Genomic DNA, 16749 nt, shown 5'->3' on the forward strand with positions numbered 1-16749 from the left:
GAGATTCAATTCGCATTCCTCGGGTTTCACCTCTATTGGCGACAACGCTGGGACATGGCAATGAATCAATTTTTAAGTTGTGTGCTGCCAAAGTTATCCTCTATTAAGCGATACTTCGTTAGCGGTAATGAAGGTTCTGTTTCTTCTCTTGTAGAGCAAGACAGTCATCCTCTTCACAAATAGATATATGGATTGAGCAAAATAGTTTCAAGGGGTTATTTTCAATTATTTTTGCAACTCAATATTTTTCAATATCTTACAAACATAAAAAAGCACCATCCAAAGGATAGTGCTTTTTTATGTTTTTAGTTTTTTGAGACGAAGCTATTTGGCTTTAGTTCAAGGAAGAGGCGCGGAGCATACGAATGTATGTGAGCACCTCTGACACAGAAATTAAGCCAAAGAGCGAAGTATCAAAGAGACTAAACGTCTAGGTTTGCTACTTTCAGTGCATTCTCTTCGATGAAGTTACGACGAGGTTCAACTTGGTCACCCATTAGCGTCGTAAACAACAAATCAGCACCAACAGCGTCTTCAATTGTTACTTGCATCATACGGCGAGTTTCAGGATCCATCGTGGTTTCCCAAAGTTGATCAGGGTTCATCTCACCTAGACCTTTGTATCGCTGTAGGCTTAGACCACGACGAGACTCTTTCACTAACCAGTTCAGAGCATCAACGAAGCTAGAAACTTCTTGAGTACGCTCACCACGCTTAATGTAAGCGCCTTCTTCAATCAAGCCATCAAGAGCTTCAGAAAGATCCGCTAGCTTACCAAACTCTTTAGAGTTAATAAGATCGATGCTTAGTAGGTGTTCATGAGTCACACCATGAGTACGAACCACAATCTTAGGAACGCTTAAGCCTAGCTCTTCGTGTTTTTCAACTTCAAGGCTGTATTGGCTTGCACCTACTTCTTTCGCGTTTAGCTGTTCAACAAGCTGCTTACCCCAAGCTTCAACTGCCGCGTCATCATGACACTGCTCGGCCGTTAGACGAGGAACGTAAATCAGTTCGTGAACCAATGCGCGTGGGTAACGGCGGCTCATACGATCAACAAGCTTGATGCCTGCATTGTATTGCTGAACAAGCTTCTCTAAACCTTCACCTGCAAATGCTGGCGCTTCAGGGTTTACGTGCAGTTCTGCGTTGTCTAAAGCCAAAGATACTTGATACTGGTTCATCGCATCTTCATCTTTAATGTACTGCTCTTGCTTACCTTTCTTCACTTTGTAAAGTGGCGGTTGAGCAATGTAGATGTAGCCACGTTCAATCAGCTCTGGCATTTGACGGTAGAAGAACGTCAGTAGCAGGGTACGGATGTGAGAACCATCGACATCGGCATCGGTCATGATGATGATGTTGTGGTAACGCAGTTTATCTGGGTTGTATTCGTCACGACCAATACCACAACCAAGAGCGGTGATTAGCGTTGCTACTTCTTGAGAAGACAGCATTTTATCGAAACGTGCTTTCTCTACGTTAAGGATTTTACCTTTCAGCGGTAGGATTGCTTGGTTCTTACGGTTACGCCCCTGCTTAGCTGAACCGCCAGCAGAGTCTCCTTCCACAATATATAGTTCAGACAGTGCAGGATCTTTTTCCTGACAGTCAGCAAGCTTACCAGGAAGACCCGCTAAATCTAATGCGCCTTTACGACGAGTCATTTCACGAGCTTTACGCGCTGCATCACGAGCACGTGCTGCATCAATAATTTTAGAACAAACTGTTTTCGCTTCACCTGGGTTCTCAATAAGGAACTCAGACAACTTCTCACCCATTGTAGATTCAACGGCAGACTTCACTTCTGAAGAAACCAGCTTATCTTTAGTTTGGCTTGAGAACTTAGGATCAGGCACTTTAACAGAAACAATCGCCGTCAGACCTTCACGAGCATCATCACCAGAGGTCGCAGTCTTCGCTTTCTTAGAGAAGCCTTCCTTGTCCATGAAGCTGTTCAGAGTACGCGTTAGCGCCGCACGGAAACCTGCTAAGTGAGCACCACCATCGCGTTGAGGGATGTTGTTGGTGAAACAGTAGATGTTTTCTTGGTAGCCGTCATTCCACTGCATCGCAACTTCAACGGTAATACCGTCTTCGCGCTCAGAGTTAAAGTGGAAGATTTTTTGGATGATTGGCGTTTTGTTAGTATTAAGGTGTTCAACAAACGCTTGGATACCGCCTTCGTATTCGAAGTGATCCATTTTGTCTTCTTCGCGCTCGTCAATTAGCTTAATTGATACACCTGAGTTCAAGAATGATAGCTCACGTAGACGCTTAGCTAAAATGTCGTAATGGAACTCGATGTTAGTGAAGGTTTCTTCACTCGGCCAGAAACGAATCTCTGTACCTGTTTTATCCGTGTCACCGATAACCGCTAGTGGCGCTTGAGGCTCACCGTGGCTGTAGGTTTGAGTGTGGATTTTGCCACCGCGGTGGATAGTAAGAGTAACTTGCTTAGAAAGTGCGTTAACTACTGAAACACCAACACCGTGCAGACCACCAGATACCTTGTACGAGTTATCATCGAACTTACCACCAGCGTGAAGAACCGTCATGATTACTTCGGCTGCAGATACGTTTTCTTCTGGGTGCAATTCTGTTGGAATACCACGGCCGTCATCGCTCACAGACACAGAACTATCTTCATGGATAGTTACAATGATGTCATTACAGTGACCAGCTAGCGCTTCATCAATAGAGTTATCTACCACCTCAAAAACCATGTGGTGCAGACCGGTACCATCATCCGTGTCGCCAATGTACATTCCAGGACGCTTACGTACCGCATCCAGACCCTTCAGTACTTTAATACTCGATGAATCGTAATTATCTGACATAGTTACTCTCTGACTAATTATCCTTGCTCTATTTTGCCATGTTCCACATGAAACATCCTGCTATTTTCGTCATGCATATCTGCAATCTGATCAGCGGTAATAGAGCTTACAAAAACTTGAGCCTGGGTCGCCTTTAAACACTCAGCAAGACGTGCTCGGCGTTGGCTATCTAATTCGGAAGCGAAGTCATCTATCAAATAGATGCACTGCTTACCTGTCATTTGAGTGAGGTGTTGCCCTTGTGCTACTCGTAGCGCGCACACCATCAACTTCAATTGACCTCGTGACAAGACATCTTCCACTGGAGTGCCGTTCACTTTTATCTTCAGATCCGCTTTGTTTGGCCCACTAAAGGTGTAACCAAGCTGCTGATCCCTTTCAAAATTCTTTTCTAATATATCGGCGTACGGGGTGTCTTTGTCCCAGCCACGATAGTAGTTAATCTTTATCTCAAACTCAGGAAGGAAGGTCGCACAGATTTCTTCGGCGACTTCTTTGAGCTGATCAACGTAGGTGGCACGCCACTGACTGATGCTTTCTGCTAAACGGGCCAATTCTTGGTCCCAATAGCTCAGCTCTCGATAGTGCGTTGCCGTTTTCAATAAGGCGTTTCGCTGCTTATTGAGGCGCTTTACCCTGCCCCACGCATCATAAAAGCCCGACTCACTGTGGAAGACTCCCCAATCAATGAATGCTCGGCGATGCTTAGGTCCATCTGTCAGTAAATCAAACCCTTCGGGGTGAATCAACTGCAAAGGTAAGACTTGAGCTAACTGAGCCAACTTTTGCCCAGTTTGACCGCTTATTTTAACCTCTGTCGTGCCATCGCGCTGCTTATTAATGCCAATTGGCAGCTCAAATTGATCCGAGGTCATAAAACGGCCGTGTACAAACAGCTCACTACACTCGTTTTGTATGATACGACCGGTAAGTGAACTCTTGAATGAGCGACCGTGTCCGAGCAGATACACCGCTTCAAGGACGCTGGTTTTGCCGCTTCCGTTAGCCCCTATAAGAAAGTTAAAGCCTGATGACGGTTGAATGTCACAGGCTTCAATATTTCTAAACTGCTTAACGATTAAGCGCGATAAAGGCATAACGTCTTCATATTAATCTTCAATCACGACTCGGTAGGTCAACATGGGGCAGCTTATAAGCGAATTGGCATAACAACGTACATCGCGCTGTCATCTTGTGCGTTCTCAATAAGAGCACTCGCATTGGCGTCTGACATTGAGATACGAACCTGTTCACAACGCAGTGTGTTCAGAACATCCAATACGTAGCTTACGTTAAAGCCAATCTCTAGAGCATCACCGTCGAAGTTAACATCGAGTACTTCTTCTGCTTCTTCTTGCTCTGGGTTGTTCGCGGTAATACGCATCTCGCTATCCGCAAGATTAACGCGAACACCACGGAATTTTTCATTCGATAGAATCGCAGCACGAGAAAATGCTGAACGTAATTCATCACAGCCAGCTTCAAGTGTCTTGGTGGTATTTTGCGGCATTACGCGGCGATAATCAGGGAAACGACCATCTACTAACTTAGAAGTGAAGACATAGTTGTTCACTTCCGCACGCACGTTAGAGTTACCGATTTGTAGTGTTACTGGCTGTTCAGGTGCATCCAATAGCTTCACTAACTCTTGCACACCTTTACGAGGAACAATGATCTGCTTCTGAGCAAAATCCGCACCCAGTTGTGCTTGAGATACTGCCATACGGTGACCATCGGTCGCTACGCTGCGCAGGATAGAGCCTTCAATCTCAAACAACATACCGTTGAGGTAGTAACGAACATCTTGGTTCGCCATTGAGAATTGTGTTTTCTCGATAAGACCGCGAAGTTCAGCTTGTGTCACTGACACTTCAACTTCACTGCTCCAGTCTTCAATATTTGGAAAATCTGCCGCAGGTAATGTTGCTAAAGAGAAGCGGCTACGACCAGAGCGAACCTGAATACGGTCACCATCCAATACCACAGTGATCACTGAGTTATCTGGCAATCCACGGCAGATATCTAGGAATTTACGTGAAGGTACGGTAATGCTACCCGCTTCGAAATCACCTTCAAGCGTTACACGGCTGATCAGTTCAACTTCTAGATCCGTCGCTGTCATCGACAACACGTTATCTTCTACTTTAATCAGTAGGTTTCCTAGAATTGGAAGCGTTGGCCTGCCACCGAGTGCGCCAGATACTTGTTGTAATGGCTTAATCAGGTGACTACGTTCAATGGTAAATTTCATATCTTGCTCTTACGGTCTAAATGGCACTGCGTAATAGTACGTGGCCAAGATTCTGCTTATTAAGGTTAAGAATACTGTGTATTAAGAAGAAAGGGTACGAATCAAGTTCGAATAATCTTCTTTAATGTCGTGGCTCTCTTCACGCAGCTGAGCAATCTTACGACAAGCATGTAGTACCGTCGTGTGGTCACGACCACCGAATGCATCGCCAATCTCAGGCAAGCTGTGGTTTGTTAGCTCTTTCGCCAGTGCCATCGCCAATTGACGTGGACGAGCAACAGAACGAGAACGACGCTTAGACAATAGATCAGCGACTTTGATTTTGTAGTACTCAGCGACTGTCTTTTGAATGTTATCAATAGTGACCAGTTTTTCTTGCAGGGCAAGTAAGTCACGCAGTGCTTCACGCACGAAGTCGATCGTGATCGGGCGGCCAGTGAAGTTTGCATTCGCAATAACACGGTTCAATGCGCCTTCCAGTTCACGAACGTTAGAGCGTAGACGCTTGGCAATAAAGAACGCCACTTCATCCGCAAGGTGAATTTGGTGGTCTTCGGCTTTCTTCATCAAGATCGCAACACGTGTCTCAAGCTCTGGTGGCTCAATCGCTACCGTCAAACCCCAGCCGAAACGAGATTTAAGACGATCTTCTACCCCGTTGATCTCTTTTGGATAACGGTCAGACGTTAGGATGATCTGTTGGTTGCCTTCAAGCAGCGCGTTAAAGGTATGGAAGAACTCTTCTTGAGAACGCTCTTTATTAGCAAAGAATTGGATGTCATCGATAAGCAATGCATCAACACTACGGTAGTAGCGCTTAAATTCTTCGATCGCGTTGTTTTGCAGAGCCTTTACCATATCCTGAACAAAACGCTCTGAGTGCATGTAAACCACTTTCGCATTCGGCTTATTATCAACAATGGCGTTACCCACCGCATGCAACAAGTGCGTTTTACCTAAACCAGTGCCGCCGTATAGGAACAACGGGTTGTAGGCTGTACCTGGGTTATCAGAAACCTGACGTGCCGCAGCCAAACCGAGTTGGTTCGACTTACCTTCAACAAAGTTATTGAACTTATGTTTTGGGTTCACGTTTGAGCGGTGATTCAAGTCAACCGCGACAGGCTCTTCATCACGCCAGATATTATGGACAGGTTTGCGAGCTTGTAATTGCGCAGGTGCTGATGACTCAGCGGCCACATCAGCTGCAGTGCGAGTCTGAGTTGGTGTCGGTGTCGCAGGCTTTGGTGCAATCACACGCTTGCTTCCCACTTCAAAATGAAGATGTGGGATATCGTTACCGCAATATTCTTGCAGCAGACGGTTAATGCTATTTAGATACTTATCACGAACCCAATCGAGTACGAAACGGTTCGGTGCAAATAGAGTTAGAGTATTGTCATTGAGTTCCGCTTGTAACGGACGAACCCACATACTGAATTCTGTAGCTGGTAACTCTTCTTGAAGCTGTTGCAAACACTGCAACCAAAGCGAAGATGACACGGTGCCCTCACTCTATTTAAAGTAATATGAAATGACCGCTAATTTTACCTGTTGATAAGTCAGATCACCAGCAATTGATCACAGATCCAGTGAATAAGATCCAAGTTATTCACAATAAATTTGTAATTTATCGGTGGATCCACACATCTTGCCCCTAATTTACTCACACAATGATCCACTTATGCCCGGATCCTTGCTAGTTATCCCCAAATCGGGAATTCAATCTGGTTATGGTTAATAACATCTGGTTATTTATTCTAGTGAGCATTTTCCCAGTAACATCCAAACCCATAAATATAAGGAGTTACCAAATGAATAACTGGATTAAGGCTGCAATTGCGGCTATCGCACTCTCTGCTGCTACTGTTCAAGCTGCGACTGAAGTTAAAGTCGGCATGTCTGGTCGCTATTTCCCGTTTACGTTCGTTAAACAAGACCAGCTACAGGGTTTTGAAGTGGATTTATGGGATGAGATCGGTAAGCGTAACGATTACAAGGTTGAATACGTAACGGCAAACTTCTCTGGTCTGTTTGGTCTTCTTGAAACGGGTCGCATCGATACCATTTCAAACCAAATTACAATGACGGATGCACGTAAAGCGAAATACCTATTCGCAGACCCATACGTAGTAGACGGCGCACAAATTACCGTTCGTAAAGGTAATGACAGCATTAAAGGCATCGAAGACCTTGATGGCAAGACGGTTGCGGTAAACCTAGGCTCAAACTTTGAACAACTGCTTCGCAGCTACGACAAAGATGGCAAGATCAATGTAAAAACCTACGATACAGGTATTGAACATGACGTGGCACTGGGTCGTGCCGATGCATTCGTAATGGATCGCCTATCAGCACTAGAGCTTATCAAGAAGACTGGTCTACCATTACAACTAGCAGGTCAGCCATTCGAAACAATTGAAAACGCTTGGCCTTTCGTCGACAACGATAACGGCAAAAAACTGCAAGCAGAAGTAAATGAAGCATTAGCAGCAATGCGCGCAGATGGTACGCTAGAAAGTATCTCTCAGAAATGGTTTGGTGCGGACATTACTCAGAAGTAATTACTCACTTTCTCCATTCAAGGCCCACTGCTTTATACAGCGGTGGGCTTTTTGCTTTTGTGCACTGATTAAAAAACCTGATACAACAGTACTTACATATAGAACAACACTGCCAATAAAAATACGAGATAGATTATGGGATTTGACTTTAATTACATGCTAGAGCTGTTGCCAATACTACTGAAGTATTTAGGCACCACGATGGAGATGGCGACCTGGGGCTTGTTCTTTGCTCTGATCCTGTCTCTGATACTGGCGAATATTCGTGTATTCAAAATCCCAGTGCTCGACCAACTGAGCCAGCTGTACATTAGCTTCTTCCGAGGCACACCACTGTTGGTGCAGCTGTTCCTCCTTTATTACGGCTTACCACAAGTCTTCCCGTGGATGGTTGGGTTGGATGCCTTCAGCGCCGCTGTGATTGGCTTAACCCTGCACTTTGCCGCGTATATGGCAGAAAGTATTCGTGCCGCGATTATCGGTATTGATCGCAGCCAGATGGAAGCCAGCCTTTCGGTCGGTATGACAACCAGCCAAGCGATGCGCCGAGTGATCTTACCGCAAGCAACTCGCGTGGCACTGCCGTCGTTGATGAACTACTTCATCGATATGATCAAGTCGACTTCACTTGCCTTCACCCTAGGTGTCGCCGAAATCATGGCTAAAGCTCAGATGGAGGCTTCTTCAAGTTTCCGCTTCTTCGAGGCTTTCTTAGCAGTCGCACTGATTTACTGGGGCGTGGTGGTTATCCTCACTCGTATTCAAATTTGGGCCGAAGTGAAACTGAATAAGGCGTATGTACGATGATCAAATTACAAAGTATCCACAAGCAGTTTGGTGACACCGAAGTTTTGAAAGGGATCGACCTAGAAATCAAACAAGGTGAGATAATTGTCATCATAGGTTCAAGTGGTACGGGTAAATCTACCCTACTGCGTTGTGTGAATTTTCTAGAGCAAGCCGATCAAGGCACGATTTCGATTGATGATATCAAGGTTGATACTCAGAAACACACTAAGGCAGAGGTGCTTGCACTGCGTCGTAAGACCGGTTTTGTGTTCCAAAACTATGCACTGTTCGCTCACCAAACCGCGAGACAGAATATTGCTGAAGGTTTAATTACCGTTCGTGGTTGGAAAAAACAGCAAGCCCATGAAAAAGCACAACAAATACTTGATGATATTGGCTTAGGTGACAAAGGTGATAGCTACCCAGCCGCGCTCTCTGGTGGCCAGCAACAACGGGTGGGTATTGGCCGTGCAATGGCACTACAACCCGAGCTTTTACTGTTTGATGAGCCGACTTCAGCGCTCGATCCTGAGTGGGTTGGCGAAGTGCTTAACCTAATGAAAAAACTGGCAAATCAGCATCAAACCATGCTGGTGGTTACCCATGAAATGCAGTTCGCGAGAGAGGTCGCAGACCGAGTGATCTTCATGGCTGACGGTCATATTATCGAGCAGGGATCTCCACAGGATATTTTTGGTAATCCACAGGATCCTAAATTAAAAAAATTCTTAAATAAGGTTGGGATCGACTAAGGATCCTTGTGATTTTAGTTATTCTACGTATAATCCCCCGACCGGAATTTTAGTTAACCCAATCATTGACACTTTTTGTGACAGTGATTACAATTCCGCCTCTTTGTTGAGAGGCGTCGGTTTTCCTTTCTTATATAAAGAAGAGAAAAAATGCCCACGCCGGGTTTAACAAAAACCTAAAACTACTGATCAGTAAGGTAATTACAATGAAACGCACTTTTCAACCTACAGTTCTAAAGCGTAAGCGTACTCACGGTTTCCGTGCTCGCATGGCTACTAAGAACGGTCGCGCAACAATCAATGCACGTCGTGCAAAAGGCCGTAAGCGTCTTTCTAAGTAATCTTTGATTATTTTGAATAAGCTAGCCTTCGGTCGGGAGTTACGCTTGTTAACTCCCGAACATTATCAAAATGTCTTCAAGCAAGCTCATCGAGCTGGCTCCCCTCATTTCACCATCATTGCCCGAAATAACTCTCTTTCAAATCCTCGTCTTGGATTAGCCGTTCCGAAAAAGCAGATTAAAACCGCCGTGGGTCGTAACCGATTCAAGCGTCTTACTCGTGAAAGCTTTCGTAACACTCAACACAAACTTCCTAACAAAGATTTTGTTGTAATCGCTAAGAAGAGCGCGCAAGATTTAAGCAATGAAGAAATGTTCAAGCTACTCGACAAATTATGGCTTCGCCTGTCTCGCCCTTCGCGTGGATAGCGCTAATACCCATCTATTTTTATAGATGGTTTATTAGTCCACTCATCGGCCCACGCTGCCGATTTACTCCAACCTGCTCTTTATATGCGATAGAAGCATTGAAAGCTCACGGTTTTGTAAAAGGGTGTTGGTTATCAGGCAAACGTCTATTAAAATGCCATCCTTTGAACGAAGGGGGCTTTGACCCCGTTCCACCAGTCCAAAAACAAGACAGAGATAAATAACGATGGATTCTCAACGTAATATCCTGTTAATCGCATTGGCTTTGGTTTCTTTCCTACTGTTCCAACAATGGAACGTAGCTCAGAATCCAGCACCACAAGCGGTTGAGCAGGCACAATCTGGCAGCACCCTACCAGCGCCATCTTATGCAGATGATCTAGACCCGGCTCCTGGTCAAGTTGCTTCTTCTGCTAAAACTATCACAGTAACAACTGATGTACTGACTCTGTCAATTGATACGGTTGGTGGTGATGTCGTTAAAGCAAACCTAAACGATTACTCTGCTGAGTTCGATTCTGAAGATACGTTTGTTCTTCTTAAAAACGAACCAGGTCACCAATTTATCGCACAAAGCGGTCTAGTGGGTCCTCAAGGTATCGATTTAAGCAGCACAAACCGCCCAAGCTACACAGTTTCAGCAGACAGCTTCACGCTTGCTGATGGTCAGGATGAACTACGCATCCCGATGACTTACCAAGCGAACGGCCTTGATTACACGAAAACATTCATCCTTAAGCGTGGCAGCTACGCAATGGATGTTGAATACGATGTAGTCAACAACTCTGGTAACAACGCGACATTCGGCATGTACGCTCACCTGCGTCAGAACGTAATGGATGACGGCGGTAGCCTAACAATGCCAACTTACCGTGGTGGTGCTTACTCTACGGAAGATACGCGTTACAAAAAATACAGCTTCGACGACATGCAAGATCGCAACCTGTCTCTTAACCTAGCAAACGGTCAAGGTTGGGCAGCGATGATTCAGCACTACTTTGCAAGTGCTTGGATCCCACGCGACGAAGCAGGCAGCAACCTTTACACTCGTGTAATCGGTAACCTAGGCGACATCGGTGTTCGTATGCCGAACAAGACTATCGCTAATGGCGACGAAGCGAGCTTCAAAGCAACGCTTTGGGTTGGTCCTAAACTTCAAGACCAAATGGCTGAAACTGCACCTAACCTAGACCTAGTAGTTGACTACGGTTGGTTATGGTTCATTGCTAAACCACTTCATACTCTGCTTTCGTTCATTCAAGGCATCGTTGTGAACTGGGGTCTGGCAATCATCTGTCTAACTTTCATCGTTCGTGGTGCTATGTACCCACTAACGAAAGCTCAGTACACGTCTATGGCGAAAATGCGTATGCTTCAGCCTAAGCTGACTGCAATGCGTGAGCGTATCGGCGACGACCGTCAACGCATGAGCCAAGAAATGATGGAGCTTTACAAGAAAGAGAAAGTAAACCCACTAGGTGGCTGTTTACCTATCCTTCTGCAAATGCCTATCTTCATTTCGCTATACTGGGCACTAATGGAGTCTGTTGAACTGCGTCACTCACCGTTCTTCGGTTGGATTACTGACCTTTCAGCACAAGACCCATACTACATCTTGCCACTTCTGATGGGTGCTTCAATGTTCCTAATCCAGAAGATGAGCCCGACAACTGTAACGGATCCAATGCAGCAGAAGATCATGACCTTTATGCCGGTTATGTTCACATTCTTCTTCCTGTTCTTCCCTTCAGGTCTGGTTCTATACTGGCTAGTATCGAACATCGTAACTCTGATTCAGCAAACGCTTATCTACCGCGCGCTGGAAAAGAAAGGCTTACATTCTAAGTAAGTTCGATAATAGAAAGAGACAAAGAAAGGCGACCAAAAGGTCGCCTTTTTGTTTTTAGCTGATTACAATTCAGCTAATTGATTAATCGTGAGCGCCCCTTTTTGGCTTTCACATGCTAGCAGGCACAACTATGACTACAGATACGATTGTTGCTCAAGCGACTGCACCCGGCCGTGGCGGTGTCGGTATTATTCGCGTTTCAGGCCCACAAGCAGCCCAAGTTGCGCTTGAAGTTACCGGCAAAGTACTGAAACCACGTTACGCTGAGTACACCCCTTTTAAATCTCACGATGGTTTAGAGCTAGACCAAGGCATCGCGCTTTACTTTCCTAACCCGCACTCGTTTACCGGTGAAGACGTTTTAGAGCTGCAAGGCCACGGTGGTCCTGTGGTAATGGATATGCTCATCAAGCGCATCCTCGCTATTCCAGGGCTACGCGCAGCACGCCCAGGTGAGTTCTCGGAGCGTGCCTTCTTGAACGACAAGATGGATTTAACCCAAGCAGAAGCGATTGCTGACCTCATTGATGCCAGTTCAGAAGAAGCGGCGAAATCAGCTCTGCAATCGTTGCAAGGTGAGTTCTCGAAACGCATTAATACGCTGGTGGACTCTCTGATTCACTTACGCATCTATGTTGAAGCCGCTATCGACTTCCCAGAAGAAGAGATTGATTTCCTTGCTGACGGTAAAGTAAGTGCTGACTTACAAGCTATCATCGACAACCTCGAAGCGGTTCGCCAAGAAGCCAATCAAGGTGCCATCATGCGTGAAGGTATGAAGGTGGTGATTGCAGGTCGTCCTAATGCCGGTAAGTCGAGCTTACTGAATGCATTATCGGGTAAAGACTCCGCGATTGTGACTGATATTGCAGGTACAACCCGTGATGTACTTCGTGAACATATCCATATTGATGGTATGCCACTGCACATTATTGATACCGCAGGCCTGCGTGAAGCCTCGGATGAAGTCGAAAAAATCGGTATTGAACGCGCTTGGGAAGAAATTGCTCAAGCCGATCGCGTTTTATTTATGGTCGATGGCACCACTACCGATGCAACCGACCCGAAAGATATCTGGCCAGATTTCGTTGATCGTCTGCCGAATAACATCGGAATGACCGTGATTCGTAACAAAGCCGATCAAACCGGTGAAGATCTCGGGATTTGCCATGTTAATGATCCAACTCTGATTCGACTATCAGCAAAGACGGGACAAGGCGTTGATGCACTACGTAATCACTTAAAAGATTGCATGGGCTTTGCTGGTGGCAATGAAGGTGGCTTCATGGCACGTCGTCGCCACTTAGATGCCCTAGAACGCGCATCTGAGCATCTAGATATTGGCCAGCAACAGCTCGAAGGCTATATGGCAGGGGAAATCTTGGCAGAAGAACTGCGTATAACGCAGCAACACCTTAACGAGATTACTGGTGAATTCAGTTCCGATGACCTACTCGGCCGTATCTTCACCTCTTTCTGTATTGGTAAATAACCTTTAAAGGCCGGCTCATGCTGGCCTTTTTCTTTAGTAAGGACAGCTTAATGATCCACATTATTACAGGCAGCACCTTAGGTGGTGCAGAGTACGTTGGCGATCACCTTAATGATCTTCTTGAAGAGCAAGGCCACGAGATCACCCTTCATAATCAGCCTGAATTCGATGATATTCCCCAACAAGGCTTTTGGTTGCTGGTGACTTCAACTCATGGTGCGGGTGAATTTCCAGATAATATTAAGCCGTTTATCGACGCATTGACCCAGCAATCTCCAGATTTAAGCCCGGTTCGCTTTGCTGTCGTGGCGCTTGGTGATTCGAGTTACGATACCTTCTGTTTGGCGGGAAAATCAGTCCACAGCCAGATGAAAGAGCTCGGTGCTCAGCCTATTTCTGACTGTTTTACCATCGATGTATTGGAAACTCCGGTACCAGAAGACGCAGTAGAAGCTTGGTTCAACGATCATAGCGACCAGTTTTAACCTCTCTCCTCTCTCAAAAAGCGGCTTATGCCGCTTTTTTTGTCTCTGAACATCGTGATTGTGAATAACTTTTTTTCAAAAACATCGAAAATTAGCGATCTATTTTCAATTTCTTCTGTGGATAAGATCATACATATACGGTGATTAACCTACAGTTATCCAAATAACAAGTTTTAGGCTAATTTCCTCCTGTGAATAAGTAGCCATTTTGATCCCAGCTAATCCTCATCCTGATCAAAGTTAGATCACATCATTTGATCCAAAAAAGATCCATGATCTCGTTGATCATTTCCGACTTATCCACAGATACCCTCGATCCTAATAATAGATCTAATAAAAGATCTCCTTAAAGATCTTATCTATATTAATTAAAAACAGCTTTTTCGAAAAATCCCAAAAACGTTTTCTCAGGCTATGAAAACAGGTAGAATATCGCTCCTTTTTATCAATCTAGAAAACGTTTGAATACCTGAGGTCGGTTCATGCTTTATCACGAAAAATTTGACGTCATCGTTGTTGGTGGTGGCCATGCAGGAACGGAAGCCGCACTCGCATCTGCACGTACTGGTCAAAGTACGTTATTACTTACTCATAATATCGATACACTAGGACAAATGTCTTGTAACCCAGCCATTGGCGGGATCGGTAAGGGCCACTTGGTAAAAGAGGTCGATGCAATGGGTGGATTAATGGCGCAAGCTATTGATCATGCAGGTATTCAGTTCAGAACATTGAACGCATCAAAAGGCCCTGCGGTTCGTGCTACTCGTGCACAAGCTGACCGCGCACTGTACAAAGCCTTTGTTCGTAACGTTCTTGAAAACACGCCAAACCTGACTTTGTTCCAACAGTCGGTTGATGACTTGATCGTTGAACAGGATCAAGTGGTAGGTGTGGTAACGCAGATGGGCCTTAAGTTCCGCGCAAGCGCTGTGGTTCTGACTGTGGGCACATTCCTAGGCGGCAAGATCCATATTGGTATGGAAAGTTCTTCAGGTGGCCGTGCTGGTGATCCACCATCGATCGCACTGGCTGACCGTCTTCGTGATCTTCCATTCCGAGTTGATCGCCTGAAAACAGGTACTCCTCCTCGTATCGATGCGCGTAGCGTTGATTTTTCTGAGCTTGAGGTTCAGCACGGTGATAACCCGACGCCTGTTTTCTCGTTCATGGGCAGCCGAGCTCAACAACCTCGTCAAATTCCATGTTACATCACGCATACCAATGAAAATACGCATGACGTAATTCGTGCCAACCTTGATCGCAGCCCTATGTACGCGGGTGTGATTGAAGGCATTGGCCCTCGTTACTGCCCTTCGATTGAAGACAAAGTAATGCGTTTTGCTGACAAGAACAGTCACCAAATTTTTATTGAGCCAGAAGGTCTAACGACTCACGAGCTATACCCGAATGGTATCTCTACCAGTCTGCCGTTTGATGTACAGGTTCAAATTGTTCGTTCGATGAAGGGCTTTGAAAATGCTCATATCGTTCGCCCTGGCTATGCGATTGAGTACGATTTCTTTGATCCTCGCGACCTTAAGCTGACTTACGAAACTAAGTTTATCAAAGGTCTATTCTTTGCGGGTCAAATCAACGGTACCACTGGCTATGAAGAAGCGGCTGCACAAGGCTTGATGGCCGGTCTGAATGCAAGTTTGTTTACTCAAGGCAAAGAAGGCTGGAGTCCACGTCGTGACCAAGCTTACATGGGCGTGCTTATCGACGACCTATCTACCATGGGTACCAAAGAACCTTACCGCATGTTTACGTCTCGCGCGGAATACCGTCTGCTGCTTCGTGAAGACAACGCCGATATCCGTTTGACTGAAAAGTCGCGTGAACTTGGCCTTGTTGATGACGCTCGTTGGGCTCGTTTCAACGAGAAGATGGAAAACATGGAGAAGGAGCGTCAACGTCTGAAAGAGACTTGGATTAATCCAAAATCTGAAGATATTGATCAACTGAACCAAATTCTGAAAACACCAATGTCTCGTGAAGCGAGCGGTGAAGATCTTCTTCGTCGCCCTGAAATGACTTATTCACAGTTAACCGCATTGGATCGTTTTGGTCCTGCACTGGAAGATCAACAAGCGTCTGAGCAAGTTGAGATCCAAGTGAAGTACGATGGTTACATTCAGCGTCAACAAGACGAAATTGAAAAATCACTGCGTCATGAAAACACCAAACTGCCTGCTGATATCGATTACAGCAAGGTAAAAGGACTTTCTAACGAAGTGGTTCTTAAACTAACGACAGCTAAGCCTGACTCAATTGGTATTGCTTCGCGAATTTCAGGTATCACACCTGCAGCAATCTCAATTCTGTTGGTTTACTTGAAAAAACACGGCCTGTTGAAAAAAGGTGAGGAAGCATAATGAGCGCATTACGCGAAAAACTGGATCACCTTATTGGCCAGACTGAACTTGAAGTATCTGAAAAACAACGTGGCCAGTTGGTTGGCTACGTTGAGTTACTGAACAAGTGGAACAAAGCTTATAACCTAACATCAGTTCGTGACCCACAAGAAATGATGGTGAAACATATCTTAGATAGCATCATTGTTAGCACTCACTTACAAGGTAAGCGCTTTATCGATGTGGGTACGGGACCTGGTCTTCCTGGGATTCCGCTCTCAATCATGAATCCAGACTGCGAATTTTACTTGCTAGACAGCCTAGGTAAGCGTATTCGTTTTATCAAACAGGTGATTCATGAGCTGGGTATCGACAACGTGGTACCGGTTCAAAGTCGCGTTGAAGAATTTCAACCAGAAGAAAAGTTTGATGCAGTGCTCAGTCGTGCATTTGCGTCAATGACAGACATGGTAGAGTGGTGTCACCATTTACCTAAAGAGCAATCCGGTGTATTTTTGGCTCTTAAGGGACAACATCCTAGAGACGAAATCGACCTGTTACCTGAATGGTGTTCAGTGACAGACATTAAAGCTTTGCAAGTGCCAGAGCTTGATGGAGAGCGTCATCTAGTTACTTTATCGCGTCAGGGATAATCAGCGA

Annotated in this window: 15 protein-coding genes; 11 read left to right on the forward strand and 4 right to left on the reverse strand. The window is 45.4% G+C overall.

What is annotated here, in order from left to right; all coding sequences use genetic code 11:
• Positions 1-422 precede the first annotated feature (422 nt).
• From gyrB to dnaA, 4 genes are all read right to left on the reverse strand, one after another.
• A complete protein-coding gene (gene gyrB / locus AB4512_RS09455; protein WP_017058811.1) occupies positions 423-2840 on the reverse strand; it encodes a DNA topoisomerase (ATP-hydrolyzing) subunit B in 2418 nt (805 codons plus the stop codon).
• 17 nt (positions 2841-2857) lie between these two features.
• The gene (gene recF, locus AB4512_RS09460; protein WP_017058810.1) at positions 2858-3937 is read right to left on the reverse strand and encodes a DNA replication/repair protein RecF; all 1080 of its coding nucleotides are present in this window, start codon (positions 3935-3937) and stop codon (positions 2858-2860) included.
• A 53-nt stretch (positions 3938-3990) separates the two neighbouring features.
• Positions 3991-5091 carry a DNA polymerase III subunit beta gene (gene dnaN, locus AB4512_RS09465; RefSeq protein ID WP_017058809.1) on the reverse strand — a complete coding sequence of 367 codons (1101 nt, stop codon included), beginning with the start codon at positions 5089-5091 and terminating at the stop codon, positions 3991-3993.
• A gap of 81 nt (positions 5092-5172) precedes the next feature.
• A complete protein-coding gene (gene dnaA / locus AB4512_RS09470) occupies positions 5173-6594 on the reverse strand; it encodes a chromosomal replication initiator protein DnaA (protein ID WP_017058808.1) in 1422 nt (473 codons plus the stop codon).
• Positions 6595-6905: 311 nt separating this feature from the next.
• Between dnaA and AB4512_RS09475 the strand changes: the two genes are divergently transcribed.
• The 11 genes from AB4512_RS09475 (at position 6906) to rsmG (ending at position 16742) form a co-directional block, all read left to right on the forward strand.
• Positions 6906-7655 carry an amino acid ABC transporter substrate-binding protein gene (locus tag AB4512_RS09475; protein ID WP_009848135.1) on the forward strand — a complete coding sequence of 250 codons (750 nt, stop codon included), beginning with the start codon at positions 6906-6908 and terminating at the stop codon, positions 7653-7655.
• Between the two features lie 135 nt (positions 7656-7790).
• Positions 7791-8462, forward strand: coding sequence for an amino acid ABC transporter permease (locus tag AB4512_RS09480; protein ID WP_009848134.1), 672 nt, complete (start codon positions 7791-7793; stop codon positions 8460-8462).
• Positions 8459-9196: an amino acid ABC transporter ATP-binding protein gene (locus AB4512_RS09485; RefSeq protein ID WP_017063027.1), complete on the forward strand. Its 738-nt coding sequence runs from the start codon at positions 8459-8461 to the stop codon at positions 9194-9196. The genes AB4512_RS09480 and AB4512_RS09485 overlap by 4 nt, the downstream gene beginning before the upstream one ends.
• 206 nt (positions 9197-9402) lie before the next feature.
• Positions 9403-9537 carry a 50S ribosomal protein L34 gene (rpmH, locus tag AB4512_RS09490; RefSeq protein ID WP_004735800.1) on the forward strand — a complete coding sequence of 45 codons (135 nt, stop codon included), beginning with the start codon at positions 9403-9405 and terminating at the stop codon, positions 9535-9537.
• A 45-nt stretch (positions 9538-9582) separates the two neighbouring features.
• Positions 9583-9906, forward strand: a complete 324-nt coding sequence (rnpA, locus tag AB4512_RS09495) for a ribonuclease P protein component (protein WP_017055478.1) — start codon at positions 9583-9585, stop codon at positions 9904-9906.
• Positions 9873-10130 carry a membrane protein insertion efficiency factor YidD gene (gene yidD / locus AB4512_RS09500; protein ID WP_004735802.1) on the forward strand — a complete coding sequence of 86 codons (258 nt, stop codon included), beginning with the start codon at positions 9873-9875 and terminating at the stop codon, positions 10128-10130. The genes rnpA and yidD overlap by 34 nt, the downstream gene beginning before the upstream one ends.
• A gap of 2 nt (positions 10131-10132) precedes the next feature.
• A complete protein-coding gene (gene yidC / locus AB4512_RS09505; RefSeq protein WP_017069558.1) occupies positions 10133-11755 on the forward strand; it encodes a membrane protein insertase YidC in 1623 nt (540 codons plus the stop codon).
• Between the two features lie 130 nt (positions 11756-11885).
• Positions 11886-13247: a tRNA uridine-5-carboxymethylaminomethyl(34) synthesis GTPase MnmE gene (gene mnmE / locus AB4512_RS09510; RefSeq protein ID WP_029235098.1), complete on the forward strand. Its 1362-nt coding sequence runs from the start codon at positions 11886-11888 to the stop codon at positions 13245-13247.
• Between the two features lie 50 nt (positions 13248-13297).
• Positions 13298-13732, forward strand: a complete 435-nt coding sequence (gene mioC / locus AB4512_RS09515; protein ID WP_372174828.1) for an FMN-binding protein MioC — start codon at positions 13298-13300, stop codon at positions 13730-13732.
• A 482-nt stretch (positions 13733-14214) separates the two neighbouring features.
• The gene (gene mnmG / locus AB4512_RS09520) at positions 14215-16110 is read left to right on the forward strand and encodes a tRNA uridine-5-carboxymethylaminomethyl(34) synthesis enzyme MnmG (protein ID WP_017058802.1); all 1896 of its coding nucleotides are present in this window, start codon (positions 14215-14217) and stop codon (positions 16108-16110) included.
• Positions 16110-16742, forward strand: a complete 633-nt coding sequence (gene rsmG / locus AB4512_RS09525; protein ID WP_017058801.1) for a 16S rRNA (guanine(527)-N(7))-methyltransferase RsmG — start codon at positions 16110-16112, stop codon at positions 16740-16742. The genes mnmG and rsmG overlap by 1 nt, the downstream gene beginning before the upstream one ends.
• Positions 16743-16749 lie beyond the last annotated feature (7 nt).

The sequence above is a fragment of the Vibrio sp. 10N.222.52.B7 genome, from assembly GCF_041474275.1.
Taxonomy (GTDB): domain Bacteria; phylum Pseudomonadota; class Gammaproteobacteria; order Enterobacterales; family Vibrionaceae; genus Vibrio; species Vibrio crassostreae_C.